Annotated in this window: 28 protein-coding genes, 1 pseudogene and 1 riboswitch; of the genes and pseudogenes, 13 read left to right on the top strand and 16 right to left on the bottom strand. The window is 69.6% G+C overall.

Annotated features, from left to right (window positions below; all coding sequences use genetic code 11):
- The first annotated feature begins 6 nt into the window (after nucleotides 1-6).
- Entirely contained in the window at nucleotides 7-564 is a 558-nt protein-coding gene (locus ACFW47_RS28285) for a TetR/AcrR family transcriptional regulator (protein WP_386285079.1), read from the top strand.
- Nucleotides 565-661: 97 nt separating this feature from the next.
- Here the strand turns inward: ACFW47_RS28285 and ACFW47_RS28290 are convergent, their stop codons facing one another.
- On the bottom strand, nucleotides 662-1,309 hold the full coding sequence (locus ACFW47_RS28290) for a murein hydrolase activator EnvC family protein (RefSeq protein WP_386307500.1): 648 nt from the start codon (nucleotides 1,307-1,309) through the stop codon (nucleotides 662-664).
- Nucleotides 1,310-1,581: 272 nt separating this feature from the next.
- Here ACFW47_RS28290 and rpsB point away from each other — a divergent pair, with 272 nt between their 5' ends.
- From rpsB to ACFW47_RS28315, 5 genes are all read left to right on the top strand, one after another.
- A complete protein-coding gene (gene rpsB / locus ACFW47_RS28295) occupies nucleotides 1,582-2,493 on the top strand; it encodes a 30S ribosomal protein S2 (RefSeq protein ID WP_386284886.1) in 912 nt (303 codons plus the stop codon).
- A 97-nt stretch (nucleotides 2,494-2,590) separates the two neighbouring features.
- Nucleotides 2,591-3,427: a translation elongation factor Ts gene (gene tsf / locus ACFW47_RS28300; RefSeq protein ID WP_100044569.1), complete on the top strand. Its 837-nt coding sequence runs from the start codon at nucleotides 2,591-2,593 to the stop codon at nucleotides 3,425-3,427.
- Between the two features lie 205 nt (nucleotides 3,428-3,632).
- Entirely contained in the window at nucleotides 3,633-4,391 is a 759-nt protein-coding gene (gene pyrH, locus ACFW47_RS28305; RefSeq protein ID WP_217246716.1) for a UMP kinase, read from the top strand.
- A gap of 181 nt (nucleotides 4,392-4,572) precedes the next feature.
- Nucleotides 4,573-5,130 carry a ribosome recycling factor gene (gene frr, locus ACFW47_RS28310; protein WP_043383156.1) on the top strand — a complete coding sequence of 186 codons (558 nt, stop codon included), beginning with the start codon at nucleotides 4,573-4,575 and terminating at the stop codon, nucleotides 5,128-5,130.
- Nucleotides 5,130-6,263: a phosphatidate cytidylyltransferase gene (locus ACFW47_RS28315; RefSeq protein ID WP_386284889.1), complete on the top strand. Its 1,134-nt coding sequence runs from the start codon at nucleotides 5,130-5,132 to the stop codon at nucleotides 6,261-6,263. Before frr ends, ACFW47_RS28315 begins: the two co-directional genes overlap by 1 nt.
- A gap of 183 nt (nucleotides 6,264-6,446) precedes the next feature.
- Here ACFW47_RS28315 and ACFW47_RS28320 read toward each other — a convergent pair whose 3' ends face one another.
- The 12 genes from ACFW47_RS28320 to ACFW47_RS28375 form a co-directional block, all read right to left on the bottom strand.
- Nucleotides 6,447-7,709: a tyrosine-type recombinase/integrase gene (locus ACFW47_RS28320; RefSeq protein WP_386284891.1), complete on the bottom strand. Its 1,263-nt coding sequence runs from the start codon at nucleotides 7,707-7,709 to the stop codon at nucleotides 6,447-6,449.
- Nucleotides 7,709-7,906 (bottom strand): AlpA family transcriptional regulator, encoded by a 198-nt coding sequence (locus tag ACFW47_RS28325; RefSeq protein ID WP_109202808.1) that lies wholly within the window; start codon nucleotides 7,904-7,906, stop codon nucleotides 7,709-7,711. The genes ACFW47_RS28320 and ACFW47_RS28325 overlap by 1 nt, the downstream gene beginning before the upstream one ends.
- 2 nt (nucleotides 7,907-7,908) lie before the next feature.
- On the bottom strand, nucleotides 7,909-9,285 hold the full coding sequence (gene repSA / locus ACFW47_RS28330; RefSeq protein WP_386284894.1) for a replication initiator protein RepSA: 1,377 nt from the start codon (nucleotides 9,283-9,285) through the stop codon (nucleotides 7,909-7,911).
- Nucleotides 9,278-9,463, bottom strand: coding sequence for a hypothetical protein (locus ACFW47_RS28335; RefSeq protein WP_109202810.1), 186 nt, complete (start codon nucleotides 9,461-9,463; stop codon nucleotides 9,278-9,280). The genes repSA and ACFW47_RS28335 overlap by 8 nt, the downstream gene beginning before the upstream one ends.
- A gap of 85 nt (nucleotides 9,464-9,548) precedes the next feature.
- Nucleotides 9,549-10,100: a GGDEF domain-containing protein gene (locus ACFW47_RS28340; protein ID WP_386284896.1), complete on the bottom strand. Its 552-nt coding sequence runs from the start codon at nucleotides 10,098-10,100 to the stop codon at nucleotides 9,549-9,551.
- 97 nt (nucleotides 10,101-10,197) lie between these two features.
- The gene (locus ACFW47_RS28345; protein ID WP_386284899.1) at nucleotides 10,198-10,515 is read right to left on the bottom strand and encodes a SpdD-like protein; all 318 of its coding nucleotides are present in this window, start codon (nucleotides 10,513-10,515) and stop codon (nucleotides 10,198-10,200) included.
- A gap of 12 nt (nucleotides 10,516-10,527) precedes the next feature.
- Nucleotides 10,528-10,683, bottom strand: coding sequence for a hypothetical protein (locus ACFW47_RS28350; RefSeq protein ID WP_011030192.1), 156 nt, complete (start codon nucleotides 10,681-10,683; stop codon nucleotides 10,528-10,530).
- Between the two features lie 9 nt (nucleotides 10,684-10,692).
- A complete protein-coding gene (locus ACFW47_RS28355; RefSeq protein WP_053134673.1) occupies nucleotides 10,693-10,884 on the bottom strand; it encodes a mobile element transfer protein in 192 nt (63 codons plus the stop codon).
- 22 nt (nucleotides 10,885-10,906) lie between these two features.
- Nucleotides 10,907-11,581 (bottom strand): DUF2637 domain-containing protein, encoded by a 675-nt coding sequence (locus ACFW47_RS28360; RefSeq protein WP_386284903.1) that lies wholly within the window; start codon nucleotides 11,579-11,581, stop codon nucleotides 10,907-10,909.
- A gap of 84 nt (nucleotides 11,582-11,665) precedes the next feature.
- Nucleotides 11,666-13,009 (bottom strand): FtsK/SpoIIIE domain-containing protein, encoded by a 1,344-nt coding sequence (locus tag ACFW47_RS28365; protein WP_386284905.1) that lies wholly within the window; start codon nucleotides 13,007-13,009, stop codon nucleotides 11,666-11,668.
- 14 nt (nucleotides 13,010-13,023) lie between these two features.
- Nucleotides 13,024-13,374, bottom strand: a complete 351-nt coding sequence (locus tag ACFW47_RS28370; RefSeq protein ID WP_107476561.1) for a hypothetical protein — start codon at nucleotides 13,372-13,374, stop codon at nucleotides 13,024-13,026.
- Nucleotides 13,375-13,513: 139 nt separating this feature from the next.
- The gene (locus ACFW47_RS28375; RefSeq protein ID WP_134655539.1) at nucleotides 13,514-14,293 is read right to left on the bottom strand and encodes a GntR family transcriptional regulator; all 780 of its coding nucleotides are present in this window, start codon (nucleotides 14,291-14,293) and stop codon (nucleotides 13,514-13,516) included.
- An 18-nt stretch (nucleotides 14,294-14,311) separates the two neighbouring features.
- Here ACFW47_RS28375 and ACFW47_RS28380 point away from each other — a divergent pair, with 18 nt between their 5' ends.
- A complete protein-coding gene (locus ACFW47_RS28380; RefSeq protein ID WP_162602018.1) occupies nucleotides 14,312-14,776 on the top strand; it encodes an NUDIX hydrolase in 465 nt (154 codons plus the stop codon).
- A 339-nt stretch (nucleotides 14,777-15,115) separates the two neighbouring features.
- Here ACFW47_RS28380 and ACFW47_RS28385 read toward each other — a convergent pair whose 3' ends face one another.
- Both ACFW47_RS28385 and ACFW47_RS28390 read right to left on the bottom strand, forming a co-directional pair.
- Nucleotides 15,116-16,024: an S-4TM family putative pore-forming effector gene (locus ACFW47_RS28385; protein ID WP_134655540.1), complete on the bottom strand. Its 909-nt coding sequence runs from the start codon at nucleotides 16,022-16,024 to the stop codon at nucleotides 15,116-15,118.
- Between the two features lie 8 nt (nucleotides 16,025-16,032).
- Nucleotides 16,033-16,902, bottom strand: a complete 870-nt coding sequence (locus tag ACFW47_RS28390) for a nucleotidyltransferase (protein ID WP_134655541.1) — start codon at nucleotides 16,900-16,902, stop codon at nucleotides 16,033-16,035.
- Between the two features lie 254 nt (nucleotides 16,903-17,156).
- On the opposite strand from ACFW47_RS28390, the gene ACFW47_RS28395 reads away from it, so the two are divergent.
- The 6 genes and pseudogenes from ACFW47_RS28395 to ACFW47_RS28420 form a co-directional block, all read left to right on the top strand.
- Nucleotides 17,157-17,783 (top strand): hypothetical protein, encoded by a 627-nt coding sequence (locus tag ACFW47_RS28395; RefSeq protein ID WP_355162217.1) that lies wholly within the window; start codon nucleotides 17,157-17,159, stop codon nucleotides 17,781-17,783.
- A 170-nt stretch (nucleotides 17,784-17,953) separates the two neighbouring features.
- Nucleotides 17,954-19,060 (top strand): 23S rRNA (adenine(2503)-C(2))-methyltransferase RlmN, encoded by a 1,107-nt coding sequence (gene rlmN / locus ACFW47_RS28400; RefSeq protein ID WP_386284909.1) that lies wholly within the window; start codon nucleotides 17,954-17,956, stop codon nucleotides 19,058-19,060.
- A 41-nt stretch (nucleotides 19,061-19,101) separates the two neighbouring features.
- Nucleotides 19,102-19,207, top strand: a riboswitch (TPP riboswitch).
- Between the two features lie 79 nt (nucleotides 19,208-19,286).
- A complete protein-coding gene (locus ACFW47_RS28405; RefSeq protein WP_386284911.1) occupies nucleotides 19,287-20,372 on the top strand; it encodes a thiamine ABC transporter substrate binding subunit in 1,086 nt (361 codons plus the stop codon).
- Complete coding sequence (locus ACFW47_RS28410) at nucleotides 20,348-22,036, top strand: ABC transporter permease (RefSeq protein ID WP_386284914.1); 1,689 nt, start codon at nucleotides 20,348-20,350, stop codon at nucleotides 22,034-22,036. Before ACFW47_RS28405 ends, ACFW47_RS28410 begins: the two co-directional genes overlap by 25 nt.
- 14 nt (nucleotides 22,037-22,050) lie before the next feature.
- Complete coding sequence (locus tag ACFW47_RS28415) at nucleotides 22,051-23,079, top strand: ABC transporter ATP-binding protein (RefSeq protein WP_386285083.1); 1,029 nt, start codon at nucleotides 22,051-22,053, stop codon at nucleotides 23,077-23,079.
- 16 nt (nucleotides 23,080-23,095) lie between these two features.
- A pseudogene (locus tag ACFW47_RS28420) lies at nucleotides 23,096-23,303 on the top strand (hypothetical protein); the annotation flags it as partial.
- Between the two features lie 87 nt (nucleotides 23,304-23,390).
- Here the strand turns inward: ACFW47_RS28420 and ACFW47_RS28425 are convergent.
- Nucleotides 23,391-24,113: an LAETG motif-containing sortase-dependent surface protein gene (locus tag ACFW47_RS28425; RefSeq protein ID WP_386284917.1), complete on the bottom strand. Its 723-nt coding sequence runs from the start codon at nucleotides 24,111-24,113 to the stop codon at nucleotides 23,391-23,393.
- Nucleotides 24,114-24,203: the final 90 nt, after the last annotated feature.

A 24,203-nucleotide genomic window follows, 5' to 3' on the forward strand; every position in this document is an offset into this window, starting at 1 on the left:
GCCTCCGTGGCCGAGCACCGGTCGATGCAGCGTGCCGCCCTGCTGGACGCGGCCCGCTCCCTGCTGTCCGACGGCGGGACGGAGGCGCTGACCTTCCCCGCCCTCGCCGAGCGTACGGGCCTCGCCCGGTCGTCCGTCTACGAGTACTTCCGGTCGCGGGCCGCTGTCGTCGAGGAGCTGTGCGCCGTCGACTTCCCGGTCTGGGCCGCGGAGGTCGAGGCGGCGATGGAGCGCGAGACGAGCCCCGAGGGCAAGGTCGAGGCGTACGTCCGCAAGCAGCTCGACCTCGTCGGGGACCGGCGGCACCGGGCCGTCGTGGCGATCTCCGCGAGCGAGCTGGACGCCGGCGCGCGGGAGAAGATCCGCGCGGCACACGGCGGGCTGATCGCGATGATCGTCGAGGCGCTGGGGCAGATGGGGCACGACCACCCCCGGCTGGCGGCGATGCTGCTGCAGGGCGTCGTGGACGCGGCCGTACGCCGGATCGAGCTGGGAGCGGCGGAGGAACCGACGGCGATCACCGAGGCGGCGGTCTCCATGGCACTGCGCGGCGTACGGGGCTGACGGCCCCGTACGGAGGGCGGCGCCCGACGCCCCTCGGCGTGGGCGCGCGGCCTCACAGCCGCGGGGACCCGCGGCCGCGGGACGGCGCCCGCGTTCGCTACGCCCGCGGCCGGGCGGGCTCCGGCACTCCCAGGACCGGCAGCAGCACCGGAGGCCCTGCGTCGAGCAGCCAGGGCGGGAGCAGGGCGAGCGGGTTCAGGTAGACGTCGCCCCGCAGCAGGCCCCAGTGCAGGCAGCCCCTGCAGTGCGAGCCCGTCGGCTCCACCGTGCCGAGCACCTCCCCGGCCGCGACCTCGTCCCCCTTCTCCACCGCCACCGCCACCGGCTCGTACGTCGTCCGCAGCGGCGGGTCCCCCGTCCCCGTCAGCTCGACCGAGACGACGCCCCGCCTCGCCACCCGCCCCGCGAACGACACCGTCCCGGCCGCCACCGCCCGGACCGGTGCCCCGGCCGGCGCGGCGAGGTCCACGCCGCGGTGCCCCCGGCCGTACGGGGTCGCCGGAGGCTCCCAGCCCCGCAGCACCGCCGGCCGGTCACCGACCGGCCAGTTACGCGCCACGGCCGGCACCCCGGGGCCCGGGGGCCGGGCCTCGCCTGAGGCCGCCACCGTCGTCGCGGCCGGTCCCCTCACGGCGCCCCCGGCCGGTGCCGCCGCCCACGGCACCGGTCGCGGCGGCCCCGGAGCCACGACCGTCAGCAGCAGCGCCACCCACACTCCCGCACTCGCCCATCGCCTCGTTCGCATGCCGGAAACCGTCCCGCACTCCGGCCGGTCGCCGGTCCGTCCTGTGGACCGTTCCCCGGTTGTGGACAGCCGCGTCACCCGGTACCCCGCGGGTCCCGTACACTTCTGATGGCGATCCGGGTCACCGGGTCGACTTCGCACGCCCCGACACGAGGCCGGTCAAGGCTCGTGTCAGCGCCCCTCGGTCCCTTGTGGCAGGCGCGTCGCGGGCGTCAGGCGCGGGAGCCGTCCGGCTCGCGCGGCACAACCGAGAACACCAAGGAGATACGGCCATGGCCGTCGTCACGATGCGGGAGCTGCTGGAGAGCGGCGTCCACTTCGGTCACCAGACCCGTCGCTGGAACCCGAAGATGAAGCGCTTCATCTTCACGGAGCGCAACGGCATCTACATCATCGACCTGCTCCAGTCGCTGTCGTACATCGACCGCGCCTACGAGTTCGTCAAGGAGACCGTCGCCCACGGCGGCACGGTCATGTTCGTCGGCACGAAGAAGCAGGCGCAGGAGGCCATCGCCGAGCAGGCCACCCGCGTCGGCATGCCCTACGTCAACCAGCGCTGGCTGGGCGGCATGCTCACCAACTTCTCGACCGTCTACAAGCGTCTGCAGCGCCTGAAGGAGCTCGAGCAGATCGACTTCGAGGACGTGGCCGCCTCCGGCCTCACCAAGAAGGAGCTGCTGGTCCTCTCCCGCGAGAAGGCCAAGCTGGAGAAGACCCTCGGCGGTATCCGCGAGATGTCCAAGGTGCCCAGCGCCGTCTGGATCGTGGACACCAAGAAGGAGCACATCGCGGTCGGCGAGGCCCGGAAGCTCAACATCCCGGTCGTCGCCATCCTCGACACCAACTGCGACCCCGACGAGGTCGACTACAAGATCCCGGGCAACGACGACGCGATCCGCTCCGTCACCCTGCTCACCCGCGTGATCGCCGACGCCGTCGCCGAGGGCCTCATCGCCCGCTCCGGCGCCGCCACCGGCGACAAGGGCGAGAAGGCCGCCGGCGAGCCGCTGGCCGAGTGGGAGCGCGACCTGCTCGAGGGCGAGAAGAAGGCCGAGGAGGCGCCCGCCGCCGAGGCCGAGAAGCCCGCCGAGGCTCCGGCCGCCGAGGCTCCGGCCGCCGAGGCCGCCCCGGCCGCCGAGGCGCCCGCCGCCGAGGCTCCTGCCGCGGACGCCGAGCAGGCCTGACCCCTCACCACCTTCGGGTTCTGGACGGCGGGGGCCCACGAAGCCCCCGCCGTCCGACGCCCGTAGATCTTCAGACTTCGAGAGAGATTCCAGAATCATGGCGAACTACACCGCCGCCGACGTCAAGAAGCTCCGCGAGCTCACCGGCGCCGGCATGATGGACTGCAAGAAGGCGCTGGACGAGGCCGAGGGCAACGTCGAGAAGGCCGTCGAGGCGCTCCGTATCAAGGGCCAGAAGGGCGTCGCCAAGCGCGAGGGCCGCTCCGCCGAGAACGGCGCCGTCGTCTCGATCATCGCCGACGACAACACCTCGGGTGTCATCGTCGAGCTGAAGTGCGAGACGGACTTCGTCGCCAAGGGCGAGAAGTTCCAGAACGTCGCCACGGCCATCGCCGAGCACGTCGCCAAGGCCGCCCCGGCCGACATCGAGGCGCTCCTCGCCTCCGAGATCGAGCCCGGCAAGACCGTCCAGGCGTTCGTGGACGAGGCCAACGCCAACCTCGGCGAGAAGATCGTCCTGGACCGCTTCGCGCAGTTCTCCGGCGGCTTCGTGACCGCGTACATGCACCGCACGATGCCCGACCTGCCCCCGCAGATCGGTGTCCTCGTCGAGCTGGACAAGCCGAACGCCGAGATCGCCAAGGGCGTCGCCCAGCACATCGCCGCCTTCGCGCCGAAGTACCTCTCCAAGGACGACGTCCCGGCCGAGGTCGTCGAGTCCGAGCGCCGTGTCGCCGAGGAGACCACCCGCGCCGAGGGCAAGCCCGAGGCCGCCCTGCCGAAGATCGTCGAGGGTCGCCTCAACGGCTTCTTCAAGGACGCCACCCTGCTCGGCCAGCCTTACGCCCTGGACAACAAGAAGTCCGTCCAGAAGGTGCTGGAAGAGGCCGGTGTCACCCTGAAGCGCTTCTCGCGCATCAAGGTCGGCATCTGAGTCCGTACCGCGACGGACGCGCGACCCCGGTAGGGTCGACAGCAGTCGTCGGCGCCGTCCGCGCATGCCGAGGCGCACGCGCGCGCGGCGGCGGACGACAGCAGATCTGACGAGGAGGCCATTGCCGCGTATGGGATGCGAAACACGCCCCCACCGGCAGTGGCCTTCTTCGTGTGTGTGACCACGTAAAAGAGGCGAGATCTCCATGACCACCAATGCCGAGAAGAGCGACGACGGCAAAGTACGCGGCCGCTTCATGCTGAAGCTGTCCGGAGAGGCCTTCTCCGGCGGTGGGGGCCTGGGCGTCGACCCCGACGTGGTGCACGCCATCGCCCGCGAGATCGCGGCCGTCGTACGCGACGGCGCTCAGATCGCCGTCGTCATCGGCGGCGGCAACTTCTTCCGCGGCGCCGAACTGCAGGTGCGCGGCATGGACCGGGCACGCTCCGACTACATGGGCATGCTCGGCACCGTGATGAACTGCCTGGCCCTCCAGGACTTCCTGGAGAAGGAGGGCGTCGACTGCCGCGTGCAGACCGCCATCACCATGGGCCAGGTCGCCGAGCCGTACATCCCGCTGCGCGCCGTGCGCCACCTGGAGAAGGGCCGCGTGGTCATCTTCGGCGCCGGCATGGGCATGCCCTACTTCTCCACCGACACCACCGCCGCCCAGCGCGCCCTCGAGATCGACGCCGAGGCGCTGCTCATGGGCAAGAACGGCGTGGACGGGGTCTACGACTCCGACCCGAAGACCAACCCGGACGCCGTGAAGTTCGACGCGCTCGGCTACGGCGAGGTCATCACCCGCGACCTGAAGGTCGCCGACGCGACGGCCGTCACGCTCTGCCGCGACAACAGCCTTCCGATCGTGGTCTTCGAGCTGCTCAAGGAGGGCAATATCGCCCGCGCCGTCAAGGGTGAGAAGATCGGCACGCTTGTGGGTGACCAGGGCAGCCGGGACTGACCGGAGAAGCACCCCCTGTCCGTGGACGCCACCTGTCCGGGGGACGGACGGGACGGGACCGGGCCGGGGGATGGACAATGTCCCGCCGGTCGGGAACCGTGCAGGAAGAACGCGACGCAGCCGGCCGCAGCTCCGACAGGGGACGGCAGCCGGGCCTACTCAAGACACGCAGGAGCAAGTGGTGATCGAAGAGACCCTCCTCGAGGCCGAGGAGAAGATGGAGAAGGCCGTCGTGGTCGCCAAGGAGGACTTCGCCGCGATCCGCACCGGCCGTGCGCACCCGGCGATGTTCAACAAGATCGTGGCCGACTACTACGGCGCGCTGACGCCGATCAACCAGCTGGCCTCGTTCTCCGTGCCCGAGCCGCGCATGGCCGTGGTGACCCCCTTCGACAAGAGCGCCCTGCGCAACATCGAACAGGCGATCCGCGACTCCGACCTGGGCGTCAACCCGAGCAACGACGGCAACATCATCCGGGTGGTGTTCCCCGAACTCACCGAGGAGCGCCGCCGCGAGTACATCAAGGTCGCCAAGGCCAAGGGCGAGGACGCCAAGGTCTCGATCCGCTCCGTGCGCCGCAAGGCCAAGGACGCCATCGACAAGATGGTCAAGGACGGCGAGGTCGGTGAGGACGAGGGCCGCCGTGCGGAGAAGGAGCTCGACGACACCACCGCCAAGTACGTCGCCCAGGTGGACGAGCTCCTGAAGCACAAGGAAGCGGAGCTGCTCGAGGTCTGATGAACGACTCTTCCTGGGGAGCGCCGCCACAAGCCGGGTACTGGGGGCCGTCCGACAGGGGACCTGTCCAGGGGGCTGCCCCGGCGGGTCCCGCGTACGATGCGCACTACGCGCAGCAGACTCGCCCCATGCCCATCGTGCCCGACGTACCCGAACACGGCGGCGGAGACCAGGACGACGACCAGGGGGCCGCTCGGCTGAGCGGTCCCCTGTTCGACGAGAACCAGTCGGCGCAGCCGTATGCGGCGGCGCCGCGGAATCCGGAGCCCATGCCCGACGCCCCGCAGCCGGCGCAGCCCGAGCCGCAGCCGCAGAAGAAGAGCGCGGGGCGCGACCTGGGTGCCGCGATAGGGGTCGGCGTCGGACTCGGCGTGGTCATCATCGCGTCGCTGTTCGTCGTCAAGGCCGTCTTCGTCGGCGTGGTCGCGGTCGCCGTCGTGGTGGGCCTGTGGGAGCTGACCAAGCGGCTCGACGAGCGCAAGGGCGTCAAGGCGCCCCTCGTGCCGCTCGCCATCGGCGGCGCGGCGATGGTCGTCGCCGGCTACGTACGGGGCTCCGAGGGCGCGTGGGTCGCCATGGCGCTCACGGCTCTGGCGGTCCTCGTCTGGCGGATGACCGAGCCGCCGGAGGGCTATCTCAAGGACGTCACCGCGGGCCTGTTCGCCGCGTTCTACGTGCCGTTCCTCGCCACGTTCGTCGCCATGATGCTGATGGCGGACGACGGCGCGTGGCGCGTCCTGACCTTCCTGGTCCTCACCGTGGTCAGCGACACCGGCGCGTACGCCGTCGGCTGGCGCTTCGGCAAGACCAAGCTCGCCCCGCGCATCAGCCCCGGCAAGACTCGCGAGGGCCTGCTCGGTGCGGTCGCCTTCGCGATGGCGGCGGGCGCGCTCTGCATGCAGTTCGCGATCGACGGCGGCACCTGGTGGCAGGGCCTGCTCCTCGGCCTCGCGGTCGCCGTCAGCGCCACCCTCGGCGACCTCGGCGAGTCCATGATCAAGCGGGACCTCGGCATCAAGGACATGGGCACGCTGCTGCCCGGCCACGGGGGCATCATGGACCGCTTGGACTCCTTGCTGCCGACGGCGCCGGTGGTATGGCTGCTGCTGGTGGTCTTCGTCGGCTCGGGCTGACCGGCCGCCCGGCCGACCTGCTGTTTTTCCGGAGAGGGATCCGTTGTCCACAGGGCGGCGGGTCCCTCTCCGTATGTCTGCGACACTGGTAGAGCCATGCCTAAGCCCGGAGAACTCGCAGTAGCCGGGCAGCAATAAGCCCCCTACCAGCGCGTTCGGCGCGGATAGGGGGCCTTGTTCTGGCTACTGGGCCGTCTCTGGGCCGTCAGGCTCGCGAGGAGCCGGTAGAAGCACCCGATCCACGGCCTTCCTCGTACGCTCCTGGCTCGACGGCATGAGGTGCGCGTACACCCTCAGCGTCAGCCCGGGGTCGGCGTGTCCCAGGTACTCGCTCACTGCCTTGATGCTCTCGCCGGCGTCCAGGAGCACCGAGGCGTAGAAGTGCCTCAGGGCGTGCATGCCGTGCTCCCGAGCGGACTGGTACTTGCCGTCCGCCCCGGCCTCCGAGATCAGCCCGGCCGCCGCAAGAGCAGGCTTCCACTCCTGGACGTTGAAGTTGCTGCGCCAGACGAGACCGCTCGCGGTGTTCGTGAACAGCAGGCGTGCCGGCACCTTCGGGCCGTCCGGCTTGCGCCAGGGCAGCGTGATCTCCACCGGCTTGAAGGCGTCCATGTGAGCCCGCAGGGCCTCAGCGACCGAAGGCGGCAACGGCACGTCCCGCTCCTTGTTGCACTTCGGCGGAGCGAACACGGCCTTGCCCCGAATGAGCTTCACCTGCCGGACCACCCGGACGATGCCGCTCGCGAAGTCGACGGCGTCCTCGGCCAGGCCCACGATCTCGCCCTGACGAAGCCCGCACCCGGCACCCACATCGACCAAGGGCCGGTAGCGCTGGGGGAGCGCCGCACGGACGGCCTGAACCTGTTCGGGCTGCCACGGTACAACGCGACGTTGCTCGGCGGCCGGCGGGCGGACGGACTTCGCCGAGCACGGGTTGACGGGGAGGAGCCCGTCATCGACCGCCGCACTGAGCACGGCCCGCACGTCACCGTAGATGTTCCGCGCGTAGCCGCCGCTCACAGCGGGGTCATTCTCCAGGGCGCTCACCAGACCCCTGATGTGCTCCGGACGGAACGAATCCAATGGCCGGGAGCCGATCAGCCGGAAGGCGTGCAAGCGCAACCGCTGCTCGACGACGACCTGGCTGGCAGGGTCGATGCCGTGCGTCCTGAGCCACTTCTCCGCGTAGCTCTTGAAAGTGACACGAGCTGCGCGCGGGTCGATGTAGCGGCCGCGAGACATGTCCGATGCGATCTCGGTCAGCCACTGTTCGGCCATACGCTTCTGCCGGTCCGGAAAGCTCTTGGACTTCTCCGTGCCGTCGGGGCCGACGTAGCGGGCGCGGTAGCGCAGGCCGGTGCCGTAGCGGTCGGTCTTGACCTTGCGAGCCTTGCCGTCCTGGCCGGTCTCCGTCCGATACCAGCGGTCTTGGATGTGGCCGGCCATCAGGCAGCCTCCCCGAGTTGGGAGTCGACCCAGGCCCGCACGTCGTTCGGGTCGAAGCGGAGGTGCCGGCCGACGCGGAAGCCGCGGGGGCCGGTGCGCTTGCGTCGCCACTGGTAGACCGTCTCGACGCTGGGAAGCTCGAACATCTCGACCAGGTCCTCAGGGGTCAGGAACCGGTTCGGCAGCTCTGAGGCCATGGTCAGTACTTCCTTTCGTCAGTGAGTTGGTCGCGTAGGGCTTCGCGAGCTGTCTCGCGGTTGAGCTGGAGGTTCCGGGCGATGGTGGCGGCGAGGACGGATTCGCCGGGGGTGTGGCCGTGGCCGGCGTACTGCCAGTCGGCGAGGACGAGGACGGTGTCCGGCTCGCGGTCTTCCAGGCCAAGGGCGGCTTGTTCCTGTACGGCGCGGTAGTCGGCGCGGGCTTGGCGGAGGGCGCCGAGGGTGGTGGAGTAGCGGCGGCTCTTGCTGGAGAAGTGGCCTCGGAAGCCGAGCATGTGAGCCCACGCCCACAGGCGGCGTGCGGGGTACAGGGGGTCGAGCACCTTGCAGGCTTCGACTAGGCGGCGGGTGTGGTCGGGGACGCCGTGGCGGTCGAGTTCGGAGAGTTCGCCGATACGGCGGTCGAGGGCGCCGGTGGTCTCGGCGGCCTTGGTGGCGTACTTGGCGACGTAGGAGGCGACGGCCTGTTCGGTGATGTCCGAGCCGTCGCCGAACGCCTTGACCGGCCGGACGTCGAGTTGGGAACCCCAACGGAAGGTACGGGCCGGTTGGTCCTCAGTGGCCGGGACCGAGACCGAGGTGTAGGAGTGCGCGGCGGCGGCGCGGATCGCGTCCGAGAGGAGGTCGACGGTTGCCCAAGCCGGTGGTGTGGTGCCGGGTCCGTCCGGTCCGTCGAGCCTGATCACGGCATGAAAGTGCAGAGCGCCGCGTTTCTGGAACTCGGCGACCTTGCCGTAAGAGACGCGAAGGCGATCGGGGAGCTCCCGGCGGGAAAGGCCAGCGCGGGTGGCGATTTCGCGGCGCAGGCGTGTGGTGAAGCGCTGCCAGAGTTGTCCGGCGTGGTTGTTGAACAGCACGGCGCCCGCGTAGTCGTACGCCGTCGGGTCGAGAGCGGTGCCGAGCTCCGGGGCGTCCGGGGGGTGGCGGGTGCCGCAGCGGCAGGTGCCGTTGTCGGGGCGGTTGTGGACCGGGCCGAAGGAAGGGGCGGTGAGGGTGGCGAACACGCGCGGGTGATCCCGGACGGTGGCGGGAATGTCGCGGCGGTCGTCACCAGCGAGGCCCGCGCGGATGAGGTGATAGGTGTCGCCCGCGTAGGTCCAGGCGCAGGCAGGGCAACGGGAGGCGCGGCGGTTGCCGCAGGCGAGGCGGAGGCGTCCACCCGGTTCGTTGGCAGTGGTGTAGTGGTACAGGGTCTCGCCGGTGGTCTTGTCCTTGTGGATGGTCCAGCCGGTCAGGTGGATGGGGTTGGCGCAGCCGCCGGTGCGCCGGATCTGGTCTTCCCAGCGGGCGTAGTCAGAGGCCGAAGCCACCCTCAGCAGGTCGCCGAGGGTGGTCGGGTCGAGCAGCGTCTCAGGCACCAGCGCCCTCCCTGACGCGGCGGGCGGGCACGGTGCCGGTGCCGTGACAGGCAGGGCAGTCGATGGTGAGGGTGCGCAGGTGGCCGTGGGAGTCTCGGCCGCCGAGGGTGACGGCGACAGTGGCGAAGCCGTCGCAGGCCGGGCAGATTCGCGGCGCGGGCCGGGTGGGCTGGGCCATGATGGTGGTTCCTTTCGATTGCGGTTGGAAGGGACGGCCCCGGGTGGCGGCGTGCTTGGCGGCTTGTGCGCCACCCGGTGGCCCGTCAGCGAGCAGTGCGCGAGCCCCGGCGGCTGCGGCCCTTGGCGGCGTACATGGCCGCATCAGCGGCGGCGAGGGCATCGGTGAGCGCGGGCACCGGCAGCTCAGCGACCGGGCAGACCCCCACCGAGGCGGCCAGCGGCAGGATCGCGCCCTCGTAGTTCGTGGGCTGGCGCAATGCGGTGGTGAGGGCGTCGAGGTCGACGGCGTCCAGGTCTCGGATGACGGCGACGAATTCGTCTCCGCCGAGTCGGCCGGCGGTTCCGTGGCGTCCGCACCAGTTGCTCAGCCGATGGGCGGTGGCGATGAGGGCTGCGTCTCCGGCGGCGTGGCCGTGGGTGTCGTTGAGGGTCTTGAAGTGGTCGAGGTCGACCAGGAGCACAGCCGCGCGGGGGTGGCGGCGGATGCAGTGTTCGGCGCGGGCGGTCCATCCGGCGCGGGTGTGCAGGCCGGTAAGCGGGTCGCGGCGGGCGGAGGCGAGGCGGCGGGTGAGGACGCTTCCGTGCAGGGCCCAGCCGAGTAACGGCAGGAGGGTCGCGGCTGTCTGCGGGTCCACGGTGTTCTCCCTTCGGCGATGGCGGTTGGTTTGGCGGGACGGTCAGCCCGGGGGCGGCGGCGTGCTTGGCGGCTTGTGCGTCGCCCCGGTGATCCGTTCAGCGGCGGTGCTGGGCGTTGACGAGTGAGCGGATGACCAGGGCGCAGATGGCCAGCGAGGCGGCGGTGACGGCGACCGCGAGGAGCATGGAGACGAGGACGGCGCCGACGACCAGGACGACGGCGGTGCCGCCGCCGACGAGGGCAAGCGCGGTGCCCGGGGTGAGCTGTACGACCGGGCGAGACGGAGGAGCCGGGGCCGTGGGGGCCGGCGGCGGGGCCGGGGTGCCGGGCGTGATGGTCGTCGGCTCGACGACGGCGGGCGGGGTGACCGTGCCAGTGGGCAGAGGCATGGTCGGGAGCTTGGGCCGGAGCATGGGCGGATCTCCTTACTTGACGGCGGTGTCGATGACCGGGGCCAGGAGGCTGTCGGCGAGGAGGTAGCCGCCGAGGAGAAGTACGGCGATCAGCCACCAGGGCGGGCGGATGAGCTTGACGCCGAGGACTCCGACGCACAGCAGGGCGAACCAGAGCGGGACGTCCACGGGGGCCTCCTAGCTGACCTTGCAGCGGTGGGTGCGGGCGGCGAGCTGTGCGGCGGACTGAGCGGTGTAGTCGGCGGACCAACCGCAGCGGTCGTTGGTGCACACGGCGGCGTGCTTGGTGCGGCCGTGGCGGTCACGGTGGGTCCCGATCTGCACCGGGCCGATCCGCATCACGGAGTGGAAGTGGTCACGGGCAGGCATGAGGCGTCGTTCTCCTTTCGGGTCAGGCGAGCTGGGCGGCGATGGCGTCGGCGAGCTGGGGCGGGACGCCGAGGCGGGTGCGGAGGGTGTCGGTGTCGATAGGACTGCCGGTGCGGTGTTCGTGGTCGGCGGCGACCTTGCGGGCGTGGTCGACCAGCGCAGCCGGGACCGGCGGAGCGGGAACCGCGGGCGGAGCCGGGGCTTGCTCGGGTTCGGGCGCAGGGAGTTCCGGGGGCTCCTCCGTGTCGTCCACGCGCACGAGGTCGTGATCGTCCGCGAAGCCCGGAGATGCGGGCGCCGGTTGGGTGGGTGCTGGCGCTTCCGGCTCGTGGTGGGCGGCGGTGTGGGCGAGGAGGGTGCCGCCCATGAAGGCCAGGGCAGGCCAGGCGGCGACGAGGATGCGCAGCCAGGCCGGGACGTCGTTCAGGTCGAGGAGTCCGGCGGTGGCGACGTTGGCGCCGAGCGAGGCGACCAGGGCGATGACGAACCAGCACCAGGCCAGCCGGGACGGTCCGTCGGTGCGCAGCCGTCGCCACGCGGCGACCAGGAGCAGGTCCACCGAGACGGGGTAGGCCCAGGCTTTCCAGCCGTCCTGTCCGGCAGCGGCGGCCAGGTCGTGGAGGTGGGCGAAGGACAGTGCCCCGGCGATGACGGCCTGGACGAGCACGGCGTCGATGCGGAGAGCGGGGCGGGCCATCACAGCTCCTTCCTGTCTTCAGGCATGGGAGGGGTAGGGACCTGGCGCGAAGGGCGGTCGCGCCGACCGTGAATGCGGGGAGGGTCAGGCGGTGGCGGGGGCTGTCTTGGACAGCGGCACCCGGGCCTTGGGCAGCGGAGCGAGGGCAGGCCGGAAGGCAGCCAGCGCGGGCACGTCGGGGGTGCGATCGGCGTGCTTGTTGCAGATGTTCACGGCCTCGCGCAGCGTGATGTGCGGGGCGCGGATACGGGCCCAGCCGCCGGTCGAGTCACCCGTGACGGCGACGCCGGGGGTATCGGTCGGGATCTGGATGGCGGCCAGGACGGCGTCGGGTGACACGTCGCCGAAGGCCATGTTCGCGGACGTTTCGTCGTTGACGCGGTGGGCGGTGCGGCCGGTGAGCTGGGCACGGAGCATGGTGATTCCCTTGCCGAGTTCGGAGCCGAAGCGCTGCCCGCAGATTTCGAGGTAGATGCCGGCGGCGCGGCCGAGCTGGGCGAGGCGGACCAAGGCAGTGATGATGCGGTCGCGGCGCTTCTCTTCGTCCTTGGTGGCGAAGAGAGCGAGTTCGGCGACCTCGTCGACCAGGACCACGACCGGCACTGGCCGCAGGTCCTCGCGCAGGTCCCAGATATCGGCGGCGATCTCCGCATCCGGCACGGCGACGCTGATGCGCTGCTCAGCCCGGATGAGCTGGTAGACGTCCTCCATGTGTCCGACGAGCGCTTCGAGGAGATCGAGGGCGGTGTCGGGGTTGTCGGCGAGCGCGGAGAACCGGCGGGCCAGCGGGAACAGTTCCACGCCTTGCTTGCAGTCGATGCCGACCAGGGCGACATGGTGCGGAGCGAGCCCGGCGACCAGATTGCGCTGGTAGACGGACTTCCCGGACTCCGTGGCCCCCAGGGTCAGACCGTGCGGGACGGCACGGTAGTCGCGGTAGTGCACCGCACCGTCCTCCCGCAGCGCCACAGGGATGCGCATCGGCCGCGTCTCGGCAGTGGCGGGCATCTGCACCCGCTGGAGGACGTCGTAGCCGGTCATCCGCACCTCAACCACACCTGAGCGCAGCTCGCGGGAGGTGACGCCGTAGACGCCGAAGGAGTGGCGGAGCCGGTCGGTGGCGGCAGCCACGTCGAAGGCATCCTGTCCCGGCTGGAGCTTGAGCCGCAGGACCAGGCCGGTACGAGTGGGCCGTAACCGCAAGATGCGCGGCGGCCGGGACTCAGGCGCCGGCCGATTCGCCATCCGGGCCAGAGCCAGCCGCCAGCGTGAGGGCGGGACCGTCAGCCCGCACGCTTCCATGACCGAGGCGTAGCGGACCAGGACCCGCACCGTCGCGACCAGGGCCCCGAAGGTGAGCCAGTGCCAGGCGGGGCGCCGCCACCGCAGGAGACCCGCAGCAGCGACGACCACAACCACAGCGACCATGAACCACGTCATGATCAGGCAGCCTTCGAGCCCGCAGCGGCCAGCGACGTGACAGCGACCGCCCGGAACGCGATGCCGTGCCGCTTCTGGCCGTTGAACTCGTTCTCCCACGGCCGGGCGATGAGCCCCGTCAGCGCGACCGGGGTACCCATGGCCAGCTCACCGGAGATACCGGTCTCCGGGACGGTCACGGACAGGATCTCGACTTCGTCGTTGGCCGCGAACATCACGTTCACGGTCATGAGCTTGGCACCGGTCTCGGCGTCGACGGCCAGCTCACCGGTCCGGCGGTCCTTCACCTTCGGCTCCGGAGTCTTGGCGACCATCACGGTCGCGGCGGAGGTGTCGACGGGGATCTGACGCACAGCGGATCACTCCTCTATAGAGGCTGGACTCCGTCACTCATGTACATGAGTCACATGAAGCAGAGTGCATCACTCCTATACATGAGTCAACCCGCCGCGACAGAGAACTCGCGACGGGCTGTAAGGAGTTGAGTGGTTGTCAGTCGGCCGCTGGGATCCGGTACTCGAAAACGAACTGGTCAGCGGCCATGAGGGTGTCGCAGACCTCGACGACGAGCCCGGCCGTTGTGCGGGCTTCCCGGATCAGGTGAACGACCGGGGCGCCTGGGCTGAGAGCCAGTTCGGTGGCTTCCGCCTTAGAGGCCGGCCGCGCTTGCAGCGTCTCGACGAACTCGGCGAACTCGTGCCCGTGGTCTTCGAGTCGGGCGTAGATGCCACCGCCGCCGGGGTTCTCGGCGAACAACTCCGGGATGTCCTTAACGACGTCCCACGGGAGGTAGGAGGAGGCGGTCTCGACCGGGGTGCCGTTGCGGAAGTAGAGGCGCCGCCGGGCGAGCACCTGAGTGCCAGTCGGGACGCCCAGTCGCTGGGCGGCGTCCGCGGGGGCCTCCATGGGACCGATGTAGAGGACGCTCACCTTGGCCGTGGCGCCGGACTGCTCGGACTCGGCGAGGTAGGCGGCCTTGCCGCCCTGGCGGAGCGAGCGCCGGAAGCGGTCGGAGGAGCGGTGCCGTACCGGCGGCCGGTCCTTCACGATCGAGCCCTTGCCGTGCCGGGTCTCGACAAGCCCGCTCGCCCGCACCTCGACCATGGCCTTGCGGATCGTGCCGCCGGACACGCCGTAGCGATCGACGAGCTCCGATTCACTTGGCACCATGTCGCCGGGCTTGAGGACACCAGCCCGGATCTGCTGCACGATCTCGTCAGCGATCTGCACGTATCGAGGCCCCGACCTGCCCCCTTCTACCGTGGTTCCCATAGTCCTTCTCTGCCTCCTATGCTCCTGTACATGAGTCAACCACAGGAAGCCACGTCGCCGCCGCTGCACTCCGTATCCGTTGCGGGAGTGGTGGTGCGCGAAGACGGGCGCCTCCTGGCGATCCGCCGAGCCGACAACGGCACCTGGGAACTCCCAGGCGGTGTGCTCGAACTGGACGAGACCCCGGAGGCCGGCGTAGCCCGCGAAGTCTGGGAAGAGACAGGCATCCACGTCGAGGTCGACGAGCTCACCGGTGTCTACAAGAACACGACTCGAGGCATCGTGGCCTTGGTCTTCCGCTGCAAGCCGTCCGGCGGGGTCGAGCGCACGTCCAGTGAGTCGACGGCAGTCTCGTGGCTCACGCCCGACGAGGTCAGCGAGCGCATGGCCGAGGTCTACGCGATCAGGCTCTTGGACGCCCTAGACGGCGCTGGACCCCACGTGCGAAGCCACGACGGCAAGCGCCTCATCCCAGTGGGATAAGACTTTCCCTACTCCATCAAGCCCGCGCACGGCGCGGGTGCGCGCCGCCTGTACGGCGGGGCCGCCGCCCTGTCTTCGCCAGCGGCGGCCCCGCCCGGCGGCGCGCTGGCGGCAGCGGGCATGAAGTAGGGAGGACACCCTCTGTGGCTGGGGCGGTCGGCTCCACGGCTTTAGGCAGCCACTTTGGGGCGAGCCTCTAAGATCATGGCCCCAACGTCGTGCTTTAACGGGCAGGTCCACAGACTGCCCGACGCGCCGGAAGCTTACGGGGCCATGATCACTCGCCCCAAAGCAGCTCCAGCCCAAAGCCGCTCCGCCGCCCTTACTCCGGCGGCATCCCTATTCCTCACAAAAACCCTGTTGCCGTCCCTGCTCCAAGTAATCGCCCACGCTAAGACGCATGACGGCCTCTTCTCGCGACCTCAAAGCACGATAAAACCAGTCGGGAATGAGTGCATTTTTTCGCCGCCCGGCCAAGATGTCATCTTGGAGCTTTCTGCACTGCGCCTCGGAAGGTAGCTTCTTCTTCCGCACCACAGATTCCCACATCTCGCCTGCGCTATGATCGGCCTCCTCCTTGAGTTGTGCACTTCGGGAGTTAGAGCGCCACACTTCGATTAGTTCTTTAATGGCAGGTATGAGCGGGACGTACACGCCGATAATGGCAGCGAGAAGCGACAGGCTCCCTAGTATGGCCGCCACGGTAACTGCGGACAAAAGAAGAATGCCCAGAGAGAATGCACACGCTGCCCACGCTCGGTGCGTAGCCGCTCCCCACCCAAGATTAACTCGCTGGCAAATCAGCACATCGGCAGGTCGTGCGATCCGTGTAGTGATTCCGTACCAATCCCGGAGATTCCCACGCTTGTAGCGCATAGATGCACGAGCCACTTCAGATGCGCTAGGGCGGCGCACTTTTCCACCTCGCGCCCATGGCAACTGAAAGACGCTCGTGTCAAATTCCTCCTGCATGGCTGCCGCAGAATCGACCTTCTTCTTCTCGCGTGCGCTTCCTGCGAGGCTTAGAATGAGAAGTGTGACTCCTGAGGCTGCGCCAATTATAGGCTTGAACGGGTCCAGCATGAAAGTGGTTGCGACGGTCGCCAGTCCGCCGATAAGGACGATCGACAGCTTCGCGAAGTGAAGCAACTTGGCATCGGCGTATGTCTGACGCTGCGCAGCGAGCAGACGCAGGGAAGACTCCGTGTTCTGCGCCTCGTAAATTGGCGGCGTTGTAAAAGTGGGCATCGCCAACCTTAGAGAACGTACGGAAAGTCGGTGCCGAAAACGTCTTGGTACTCACTGGATGCTGCCCAGTCATCCACCGTCCACTTTGCATAACCCGCCTCAAGGTGAGGCAAGCACGCGTTCATGGCTCTGATGGTCGCCAGACGATTGACCTCCGAACTGCAGGGAGTGATTCTATTCACCAGGCCGGTCGGATCATTCATGGAACGGACACCGTGTTTGATCATCCGATCGACTATATCCGGCAGGGCTGATGGATACAGAATGCTGTCTACCCGCATCCCGTACTGTGCGGCACGCATCTCTAGATAGAAGGAAGAGACTGGGACACGGTGCTGGTACTTCCATGCCTTTAGCAGCCTAGCCAGGCCCTTAACTTTGCCGGAGTGTAGGCCGTCCGCATCTCGAACGTACTGCAAATGCGCTTTAGGGGCCGACTCTCTCCACGTGTCCCCGGGGCCCGGGATCAGGAATACTTCTTCACCATTCGGCCCTGAACGCTCGTAGAAGCCGGGTGTCACCTCGTACTGCGTCACCAGCTGCTTGAAGTCAATACTGACAGTGGGGCGTGAAACCCACACGTCGAAAGCCTCCCACAGCTCCTTCTTCAAAACGCTCTTCATCGAGGTCAAGAAGGAGACCGGTTTTATCGTTTTACGATCCAGCGGGATTCGAGCGAAGTAATCAACGTCACTAATTTGAGAAATCCCGGTGCCGTTGGAGAAAGATCCGCTTTGAAAAAAACTGTAAACGCCAAACTCGGCATCTAGAGTCTCGTAGATCCTTGTTCGGTATTTACTTACCTCCTCTTTCTCCCACTTCTTGGGTGTCTTCGTTTTTAGGAATTGCGCGAAAGCTTCTGAGATGGTCTCAGCCACCAGCGGCATGTCAGCCCCCCTGAGCAGCACTGTGGACTCCGGTTGTGCCGGGGTCAGTATGCAGCGTCCCACTGACATTGATCGTCGAACTAGGGCAAGTGAGACGACCGCAGGTCACGGCCGCCGATGATCAGTTGTGGCTGTTCCGAGGCGCAAGCGTGTGCGACCGAGTCCTGGCCAGATCGCCCCCTTGTGTGCCCTGCGTGTGCGTGCCACACAGTTCAGAGGCGGGGACCAGGGGGAGGAGGCGCTGCATGTTGGTGTTGGGTGGCTATTCGGTAGGGCCGTCGGCCTGGGCTGTCGAGCGGTTTGGGCGGAATGCCGGCGCGCTTGCTGCTGCGGTTCCGGTGCAGCTGGCCAAAGCGCACGCGAAGGCTCACGCCGCGCACCTCGCGGCAGGGCTCAAGAAGCGGAGCCCGTACGGGGTCGCCCTGGCGGGTCTCGTGCGCGAGCACCTGGCGGAGACGGCTCGGGAGCTGGGGGAGGCCGTACGAGACGTGCGCGGGTACGAGTACGCGGTGATCAATGATCACGCTCTCTTTCCCTTCCGGTTCGCGGACAGGCCCAGGCCGCTGGATCGGGCCCGGCTGCCGGCTAACGCTTCTCCCACCCGGCAGCGGCTGTTTCGGGCGCATGGGCCGCAGCCCCCCGACACCCTCTTCGACGTCGACGAGGACCTGGTGACCGAGGAGTACCTGGGGCTACACGAAGTGTTCGAGGAGCTGGGAGCTTCCACCCGGCTCGTCTGCGTGTTCTTCACGGCGGACGCCGAGAACGGCATCCATGCCATTCACTGGGGCGACGCCCATCTAGAGCCTGACCGCACATTCACGTGGCCGTACAAGGAACAGCTCCCGGTCGCTCCAGCGCAGATGGAATGACGGGCCGTGGGCGCCGGCACCTGTGCACCTACGGCGTCGGCTGACCGAGTCCTGGGCCGTCCCTGGGCCGTCCGAGGCCGACCAACGCTGACAGTCGGCACCCACGGGTGACCACCCCCACCCCGCTCAGGCCTGGGCGCCCGGGGATGATCTGCGACACTGGTACAGCCATGCCTAAGCCCGGAGAACTCACATTCGTCGCCCCCCGCGGAGCCAAGAAGCCGCCGCGGCACCTCGCCGACCTCACGCCCGCCGAGCGCAAGGAGGCCGTCGCCGCCATCGGTGAGAAGCCGTTCCGTGCGAAGCAGCTCTCGCAGCACTACTTCGCGCGGTACGCGCACGACCCCGAGCAGTGGACCGACATCCCGGCCGGTTCCCGCGAGGGACTCCGGGAGGCGCTGCTGCCCGAGCTGATGTCGGTCGTGCGGCACCTGTCGACCGACCAGGGCGCCACCCGCAAGACGCTGTGGAAGCTGTTCGACGGGACCCTCGTCGAGTCCGTCCTCATGCGCTACCCGGACCGGGTGACCATGTGCATCAGCTCCCAGGCGGGCTGCGGCATGAACTGCCCGTTCTGCGCCACCGGCCAGGCCGGCCTGGACCGCAACCTGTCGACGGCCGAGATCGTCCACCAGATCGTGGACGGCATGCGGGCGCTCAGGGACGGTGAGGTCCCCGGCGGGCCGGCCCGGCTCAGCAACATCGTGTTCATGGGCATGGGCGAGCCCCTCGCCAACTACAACCGCGTAGTGGGGGCCATCCGCCGGCTCACCGACCCCGAGCCCGACGGACTCGGCCTGTCGCAGCGCGGCATCACCGTCTCCACGGTCGGCCTCGTCCCGGCCATCCACCGCTTCACCGGCGAGGGCTTCAAGTGCCGCCTCGCCATCTCCCTGCACGCCCCCGACGACGAGCTGCGCGACACCCTCGTCCCCGTGAACACGCGGTGGAAGGTGCGCGAGGTGCTGGACGCCGGGTTCGATTACGCGGCGAAGTCGGGACGCCGGCTGTCCATCGAGTACGCCCTGATCCGCGACATCAACGACCAGGCCTGGCGCGGTGACCGCCTCGGACGGCTGCTCAAGGGCAGGCCCGTGCACGTCAACCTCATCCCGCTCAACCCGACACCCGGCTCCAAGTGGACCGCTTCCCGGCCCGAGGACGAGAAGGCGTTCGTGGAGGCGATCGCGGCGCACGGTGTGCCGGTGACCATCCGGGACACCCGTGGGCAGGAGATCGACGGGGCGTGCGGTCAGCTCGCCGCGAGCGAGCGGTAATCTGACCGGCGGAAGTACGACCTGACAGAAACCACATCTTCATATTCCGACAGGGGAGCGCCACAGCGCTGAGAGTGCGGCACCGGCCGCAGACCCTCCGAACCTGGCCCAGGTCATTCTGGGTAGGGAGATCGGTCACCACTCGAGCTGTTGCGCCCTGCCCGGGACCCGCGCCAGGGGTTCCGGGCGGGGCCGCGTCTTCTCCTGGTCACCCAGGAGGAATTCAGTGAGCATCACCAAGAAGGTCACCGCCCTCGCCGTCGGGCTGGGCATGGCCGGCGGCCTCGCCGCGTGCGGATCGTCGTCCGACGGGGACGGCGGGGGTTCCGGCGACTCCAAGACCGTGACCCTCGTCAGTCACAATTCGTGGGCCGTCTCGAAGGACGTCGTCGCCGCCTTCGAGAAGAGCTCCGGCTACAAGGTCGAGGTCCTGGAGGACGGGGACGCCGGGCAGGCCGTGAACAAGGCCATCCTCACCAAGGACAACCCGCAGGGCGACGTCTTCTTCGGCGTCGACAACACCCTGCTGTCGCGGGCGCTGGACAACGGGCTGTTCCAGCCGTACGAGGCGAAGGGCCTCGACCAGGTCGACGCCGCGTACCGGACCGGCACCGACCACCGGGTCACGCCCGTCGACACCGGCGACATCTGCGTCAACTACGACAAGGCCTACTTCAGCGAGCACGAGCTGACCCCGCCGGACTCCTTCGACGACCTGGTCAAGCCCGAGTACAAGGACCTGCTCGTCACCGAGAACGCGGCCGGCTCCTCGCCCGGCCTCGGCTTCCTGCTCGGCACCGCGGCCGAGTACGGCGACGAGGGCTGGCAGGACTACTGGAAGAAGCTCGAGGCGAACGGCGTCAAGGTCGTGGACAGCTGGGAGCAGGCGTACAACGAGGAGTTCTCCGGCTCGTCCGGCGGCAGGAAGGCCAAGGGCGACCGGCCGCTCGTCGTCTCCTACGCCTCCTCCCCGCCCGCCGAGGTGATCTACGCCGACCCGCAGCCGGACACCGCGCCGACGGGCGTCGCCCAGGGCACCTGCTTCCGCCAGATCGAGTACGCCGGTCTGCTGAGCAACGCCGGGAACCCGGAGGGCGGCAAGGCGCTCCTCGACTTCCTGCTGAGCAAGCAGTTCCAGGAGGACCTGCCGCTCAACATGTTCGTGTATCCGGTGCGCAAGGACGCCGCGATCCCCGAGTCCTTCCGGAAGTTCGGGCCGCCGGCCGAGGACCCGCGGACCATGGACCCGGCGAAGATCGCCGACAACCGCGACCAGTGGGTCAAGGCGTGGACCTCGCTCGTCGTGAGGTGAAGCGGGTGGAGCGGGTGGAGCGGGTGAGGAGCGCGCGCGGGAGCGCGGCGCGGCTCGGGCTGATGGCCGTGCCCGTCGCGTTCTTCGCGGCGTTCTTCGCCTACCCCGTCGCCGCGATCGTCGCGCGCGGGCTCAAGGCCGACGGAGCCTGGCAGTTCGGGCGGATCGGGGAGGTGCTCGGGCAGTCCGACGTCCGGCAGGTGCTGTGGTTCACAACCTGGCAGGCGCTGGCCTCCACCGCGCTCACCCTGCTGATCGCCCTGCCCGGCGCCTACGCCTTCGCCCGCCTCGACTTCCCCGGCAAGCAGGTGCTGCGGGCCGTGGTGACCGTGCCGTTCGTCCTGCCGACGGTCGTCGTCGGCACGGCGTTCCTGGCGCTGGTCGGCCGCGGCGGGCTGCTCGACGAGCTGTGGGGCGTACGCCTGGACACCACGGTGTGGGCGATCCTGCTCGCGCACGTCTTCTTCAACTACGCCGTCGTCGTCCGCACCGTCGGCGGCCTCTGGTCGCAGCTCGACCCGCGGCAGGAGGAGGCCGCGCGGATGCTCGGCGCCTCGCGGCCGAAGGCCTGGCGTCAGGTGACGCTGCCCGCGCTCGCGCCCGCCGTGGCCGCCGCCGCGCTGATGGTGTTCCTGTTCACGTTCACCTCCTTCGGCGTGGTCCAGATCCTCGGCGGGCCCGCCTTCTCCACCCTGGAGGTGGAGATCTACCGGCAGACCTCCCAGGTCTTCGACCTGTCCACGGCCGCGGTACTGACGCTGGTCCAGTTCGTGGCGGTCGCCGCCGTCCTCGCCGTGCACGCCTGGACGGTACGGCGGCGGGAGACGGCCCTGCGGCTGGTGGACGCGGCCACGACCGCGCGCCGCCCGCGCGGAGCCGGGCAGTGGGCGCTGCTGGCGGGGGTCCTGGTCACCGTCGCCGGACTGATCCTGTTGCCGCTGGCCGTACTGGTCCAGCGGTCGCTCGGCGCGTCCGGTCTCGGCTACTACCGGGCGCTGACCCGCGCGGACGGCGGCACCTTCCTGGTTCCGCCGATCGAGGCGATCGGCAACTCCCTCCAGTACGCCGTCGCCGCCACCGCCATCGCGGTGGTGATCGGCGCTCTGGCCGCCGCCGCTCTCACCCGCCGCGACGCGGGCCGTTTCGTGCGCGGTTTCGACGCCCTGCTGATGCTGCCGCTCGGGGTGTCCGCCGTGACCGTCGGCTTCGGGTTCCTGATCGCGCTGGACGAGCCCCCGCTGGACCTGCGCGCCTCCTGGATCCTGGTGCCGCTCGCGCAGGCGTTGGTCGGCGTCCCCTTCGTCGTACGGACCATGCTGCCGGTCCTGCGGGCGGTGGACGTACGGCTGCGGGAGGCGGCGGCGGTGCTCGGGGCGTCGCCGTGGCGGGTGTGGCGTGAGGTGGACCTGCCGATGGTGCGGCGGGCGCTGCTGGTGGCCGCCGGGTTCGCGTTCGCGGTGTCGCTCGGGGAGTTCGGGGCGACCGTGTTCATCGCGCGGCCCGACAACCCGACGCTGCCGGTGGCCGTGGCGCGGCTGCTGGGACGGCCCGGGGACATGAACTACGGCCAGGCGATGGCCCTTTCGACGATTCTGATGCTGGTGTGCGCCGTGGCCCTGGTGGTGCTGGAGCGGCTGCGGACCGACCGGACCGGGGAGTTCTAGAGATGCCGCCGAGCCTGCCGACGAGCCTGCTGGGCCTGGAGGGCGCGACCGTCCGCTTCGGCGGGCGGCCCGTGCTCGACGCCGTCGACCTGGAGGTCGCCGAGCACGAGGTGGTGTGCGTGCTCGGGCCCAGCGGCAGCGGCAAGTCGACGCTGCTGAGGGCGGTCGCCGGTCTCCAGCCGCTGGACGCCGGACGGGTGACGCTGGACGGGCACGACCAGGCCGGGGTGCCCGCGCACAAGCGCGAGGTCGGGCTGATGTTCCAGGACCACCAGCTGTTCCCGCAGCGGGACGTGGCCGGGAACGTCGCCTTCGGACCACGGATGCGGGGCGCGTCCCGTGCCGAACAGCACGAGCGGGTGGGGGAGTTGCTGGAGCTGGTCGGGCTGCCGGACGCCGCCCGCCGGTCCGTCGCCGCGCTCTCCGGGGGTGAGCAGCAGCGGGTGGCGCTGGCCCGTGCCCTCGCGGCCCGGCCCCGGCTGCTCATGCTGGACGAGCCTCTCGGTCAGCTGGACCGCTCGCTGCGGGAGCGGCTCGTGGTGGAACTGCGGGAGCTGTTCGGCCGGCTGGGCACCACGGTGCTCGCCGTGACGCACGACCAGGGCGAGGCTTTCGCGCTCGCCGACAGGGTCGTGGTGATGCGGGACGGGCGGATCGCCCAGTCGGGGACGCCGCTGCAGGTGTGGCAGCGGCCCGCCGACGCCTTCGTGGCCCGCTTCCTGGGCTTCGACAACGTGGTCGACGCGACCGTCACCGGGCAGGCCGCCGACACCCCGTGGGGCAAGGTGCCGGTTCCCGAGGACGCCCCGCAGGGCGCCCGGACGCTGCTCGTCCGCCCTGCCGGGGTGCGCCTGGTGCCCGCCGACACCGGTCTGCGCTGCACGGTGACCGCCCGCACCTTCCGCGGCACCCACGTGGCCGTCCACCTCCAGCCCGAGGATGCCCCGCGCCTGGAGGCGGCGTGCGCGCTGCGGGCGGCGCCGGAGGTGGGGGACACGGTCGGGGTGGAGTACGACGTGGCGGAGATCGTGGTGCTCGGGTAATCCTTCCGCTCGTAGGGTGACGGCCGAGTGGGTCGTCGAGCTGCCCGACGAGGGCGTCACCTTGGCGCCGCGGCCACGAGAGGGCGGACGTGGCGCTGCGCGGGCCGCTCGCGGACGTGCGGCCGGCCTTCTCCCGGCGACTGCCCCCGGACGCGCCGGGCCTCGAGGTGCTCGGTGACCGGAAGCTGCTGGACTTCTGGCTGGAGAAGGCGACGTTCGGATGATCCGGGGGAGCTGACACTGCGGGTGGCCCGCCCCCGCCCGGGGACGGGCCACTGCTGTCGCGTACGCCCTGTGGAACTGGGAGGGCGTCAGCCCTTGCCGTTGGCTCCGCGACGGCGCATGCCGAGGAAGACCGCGCCGCCACCGACGACGACCAGGGCCGCCGCGATGCCGACGATCACACCGGTGTTGGAGTTGGCGCCGGTCTCGGCGAGGTTGGACTCACCGGCCGCCGGGGACGGGGCGTTGCTCGGCACGGCCGCCGGAGCGGTGCTCTCGCTCGGGGCCGGAGCCGGGCTCGACGTGGAGGGCGCAGGCGTCTGTGTCTCGTCGGACGGGGTGTCGGACGGGAGGGGGGAGCTCTCCGACGGTGTCGGGGAAGGCGCTTGCGTCTCCTCCGTCTCGCAGGCGGTCGCCGGGGTCACGAGGTTCGGCTTGATGTCCTCGTCGACGTACTTGTCGGCCTTGACGTGGACGCGGTACTCGGCGTTCGGCTTCCAGTCCGCGGCGAAGGTGATGGTGGTGCCTTCGCGCGAGCCCTTGACCACCTGCTCGCCGATCTTCTCGGCGTCGGCGCCGTTGTTCTGCAGGTACACGCTGACGGTGGCGGGGATGCCGGCGGGGTCCACGTCGGTGACCGTGATGACGCCCTTGTCGCCCTCGCACTTGGCGGCGGCGGAGAACTCGCTGATGTCGCAGGCGAGAGCGTTGCCGGCGGCGCCGATCGCCAGCGCCACCGAGGCGGAGGCGACACCGAGGGCGCGAACACCACGGCGCGATGCCGTGCTTCTGAATATGGACAGGACTGCCACGTTTGTCCTTTACGGGAGCGCAGATGCGGGGGGTGGAGAGGGTGCTGGTGCCCGATGACGCGGCCCCAGCACACCCACGAGCCTCACTGG

This window comes from Streptomyces sp. NPDC058796 (assembly GCF_042745235.1).
Classification (GTDB): Bacteria; Actinomycetota; Actinomycetes; order Streptomycetales; family Streptomycetaceae; genus Streptomyces.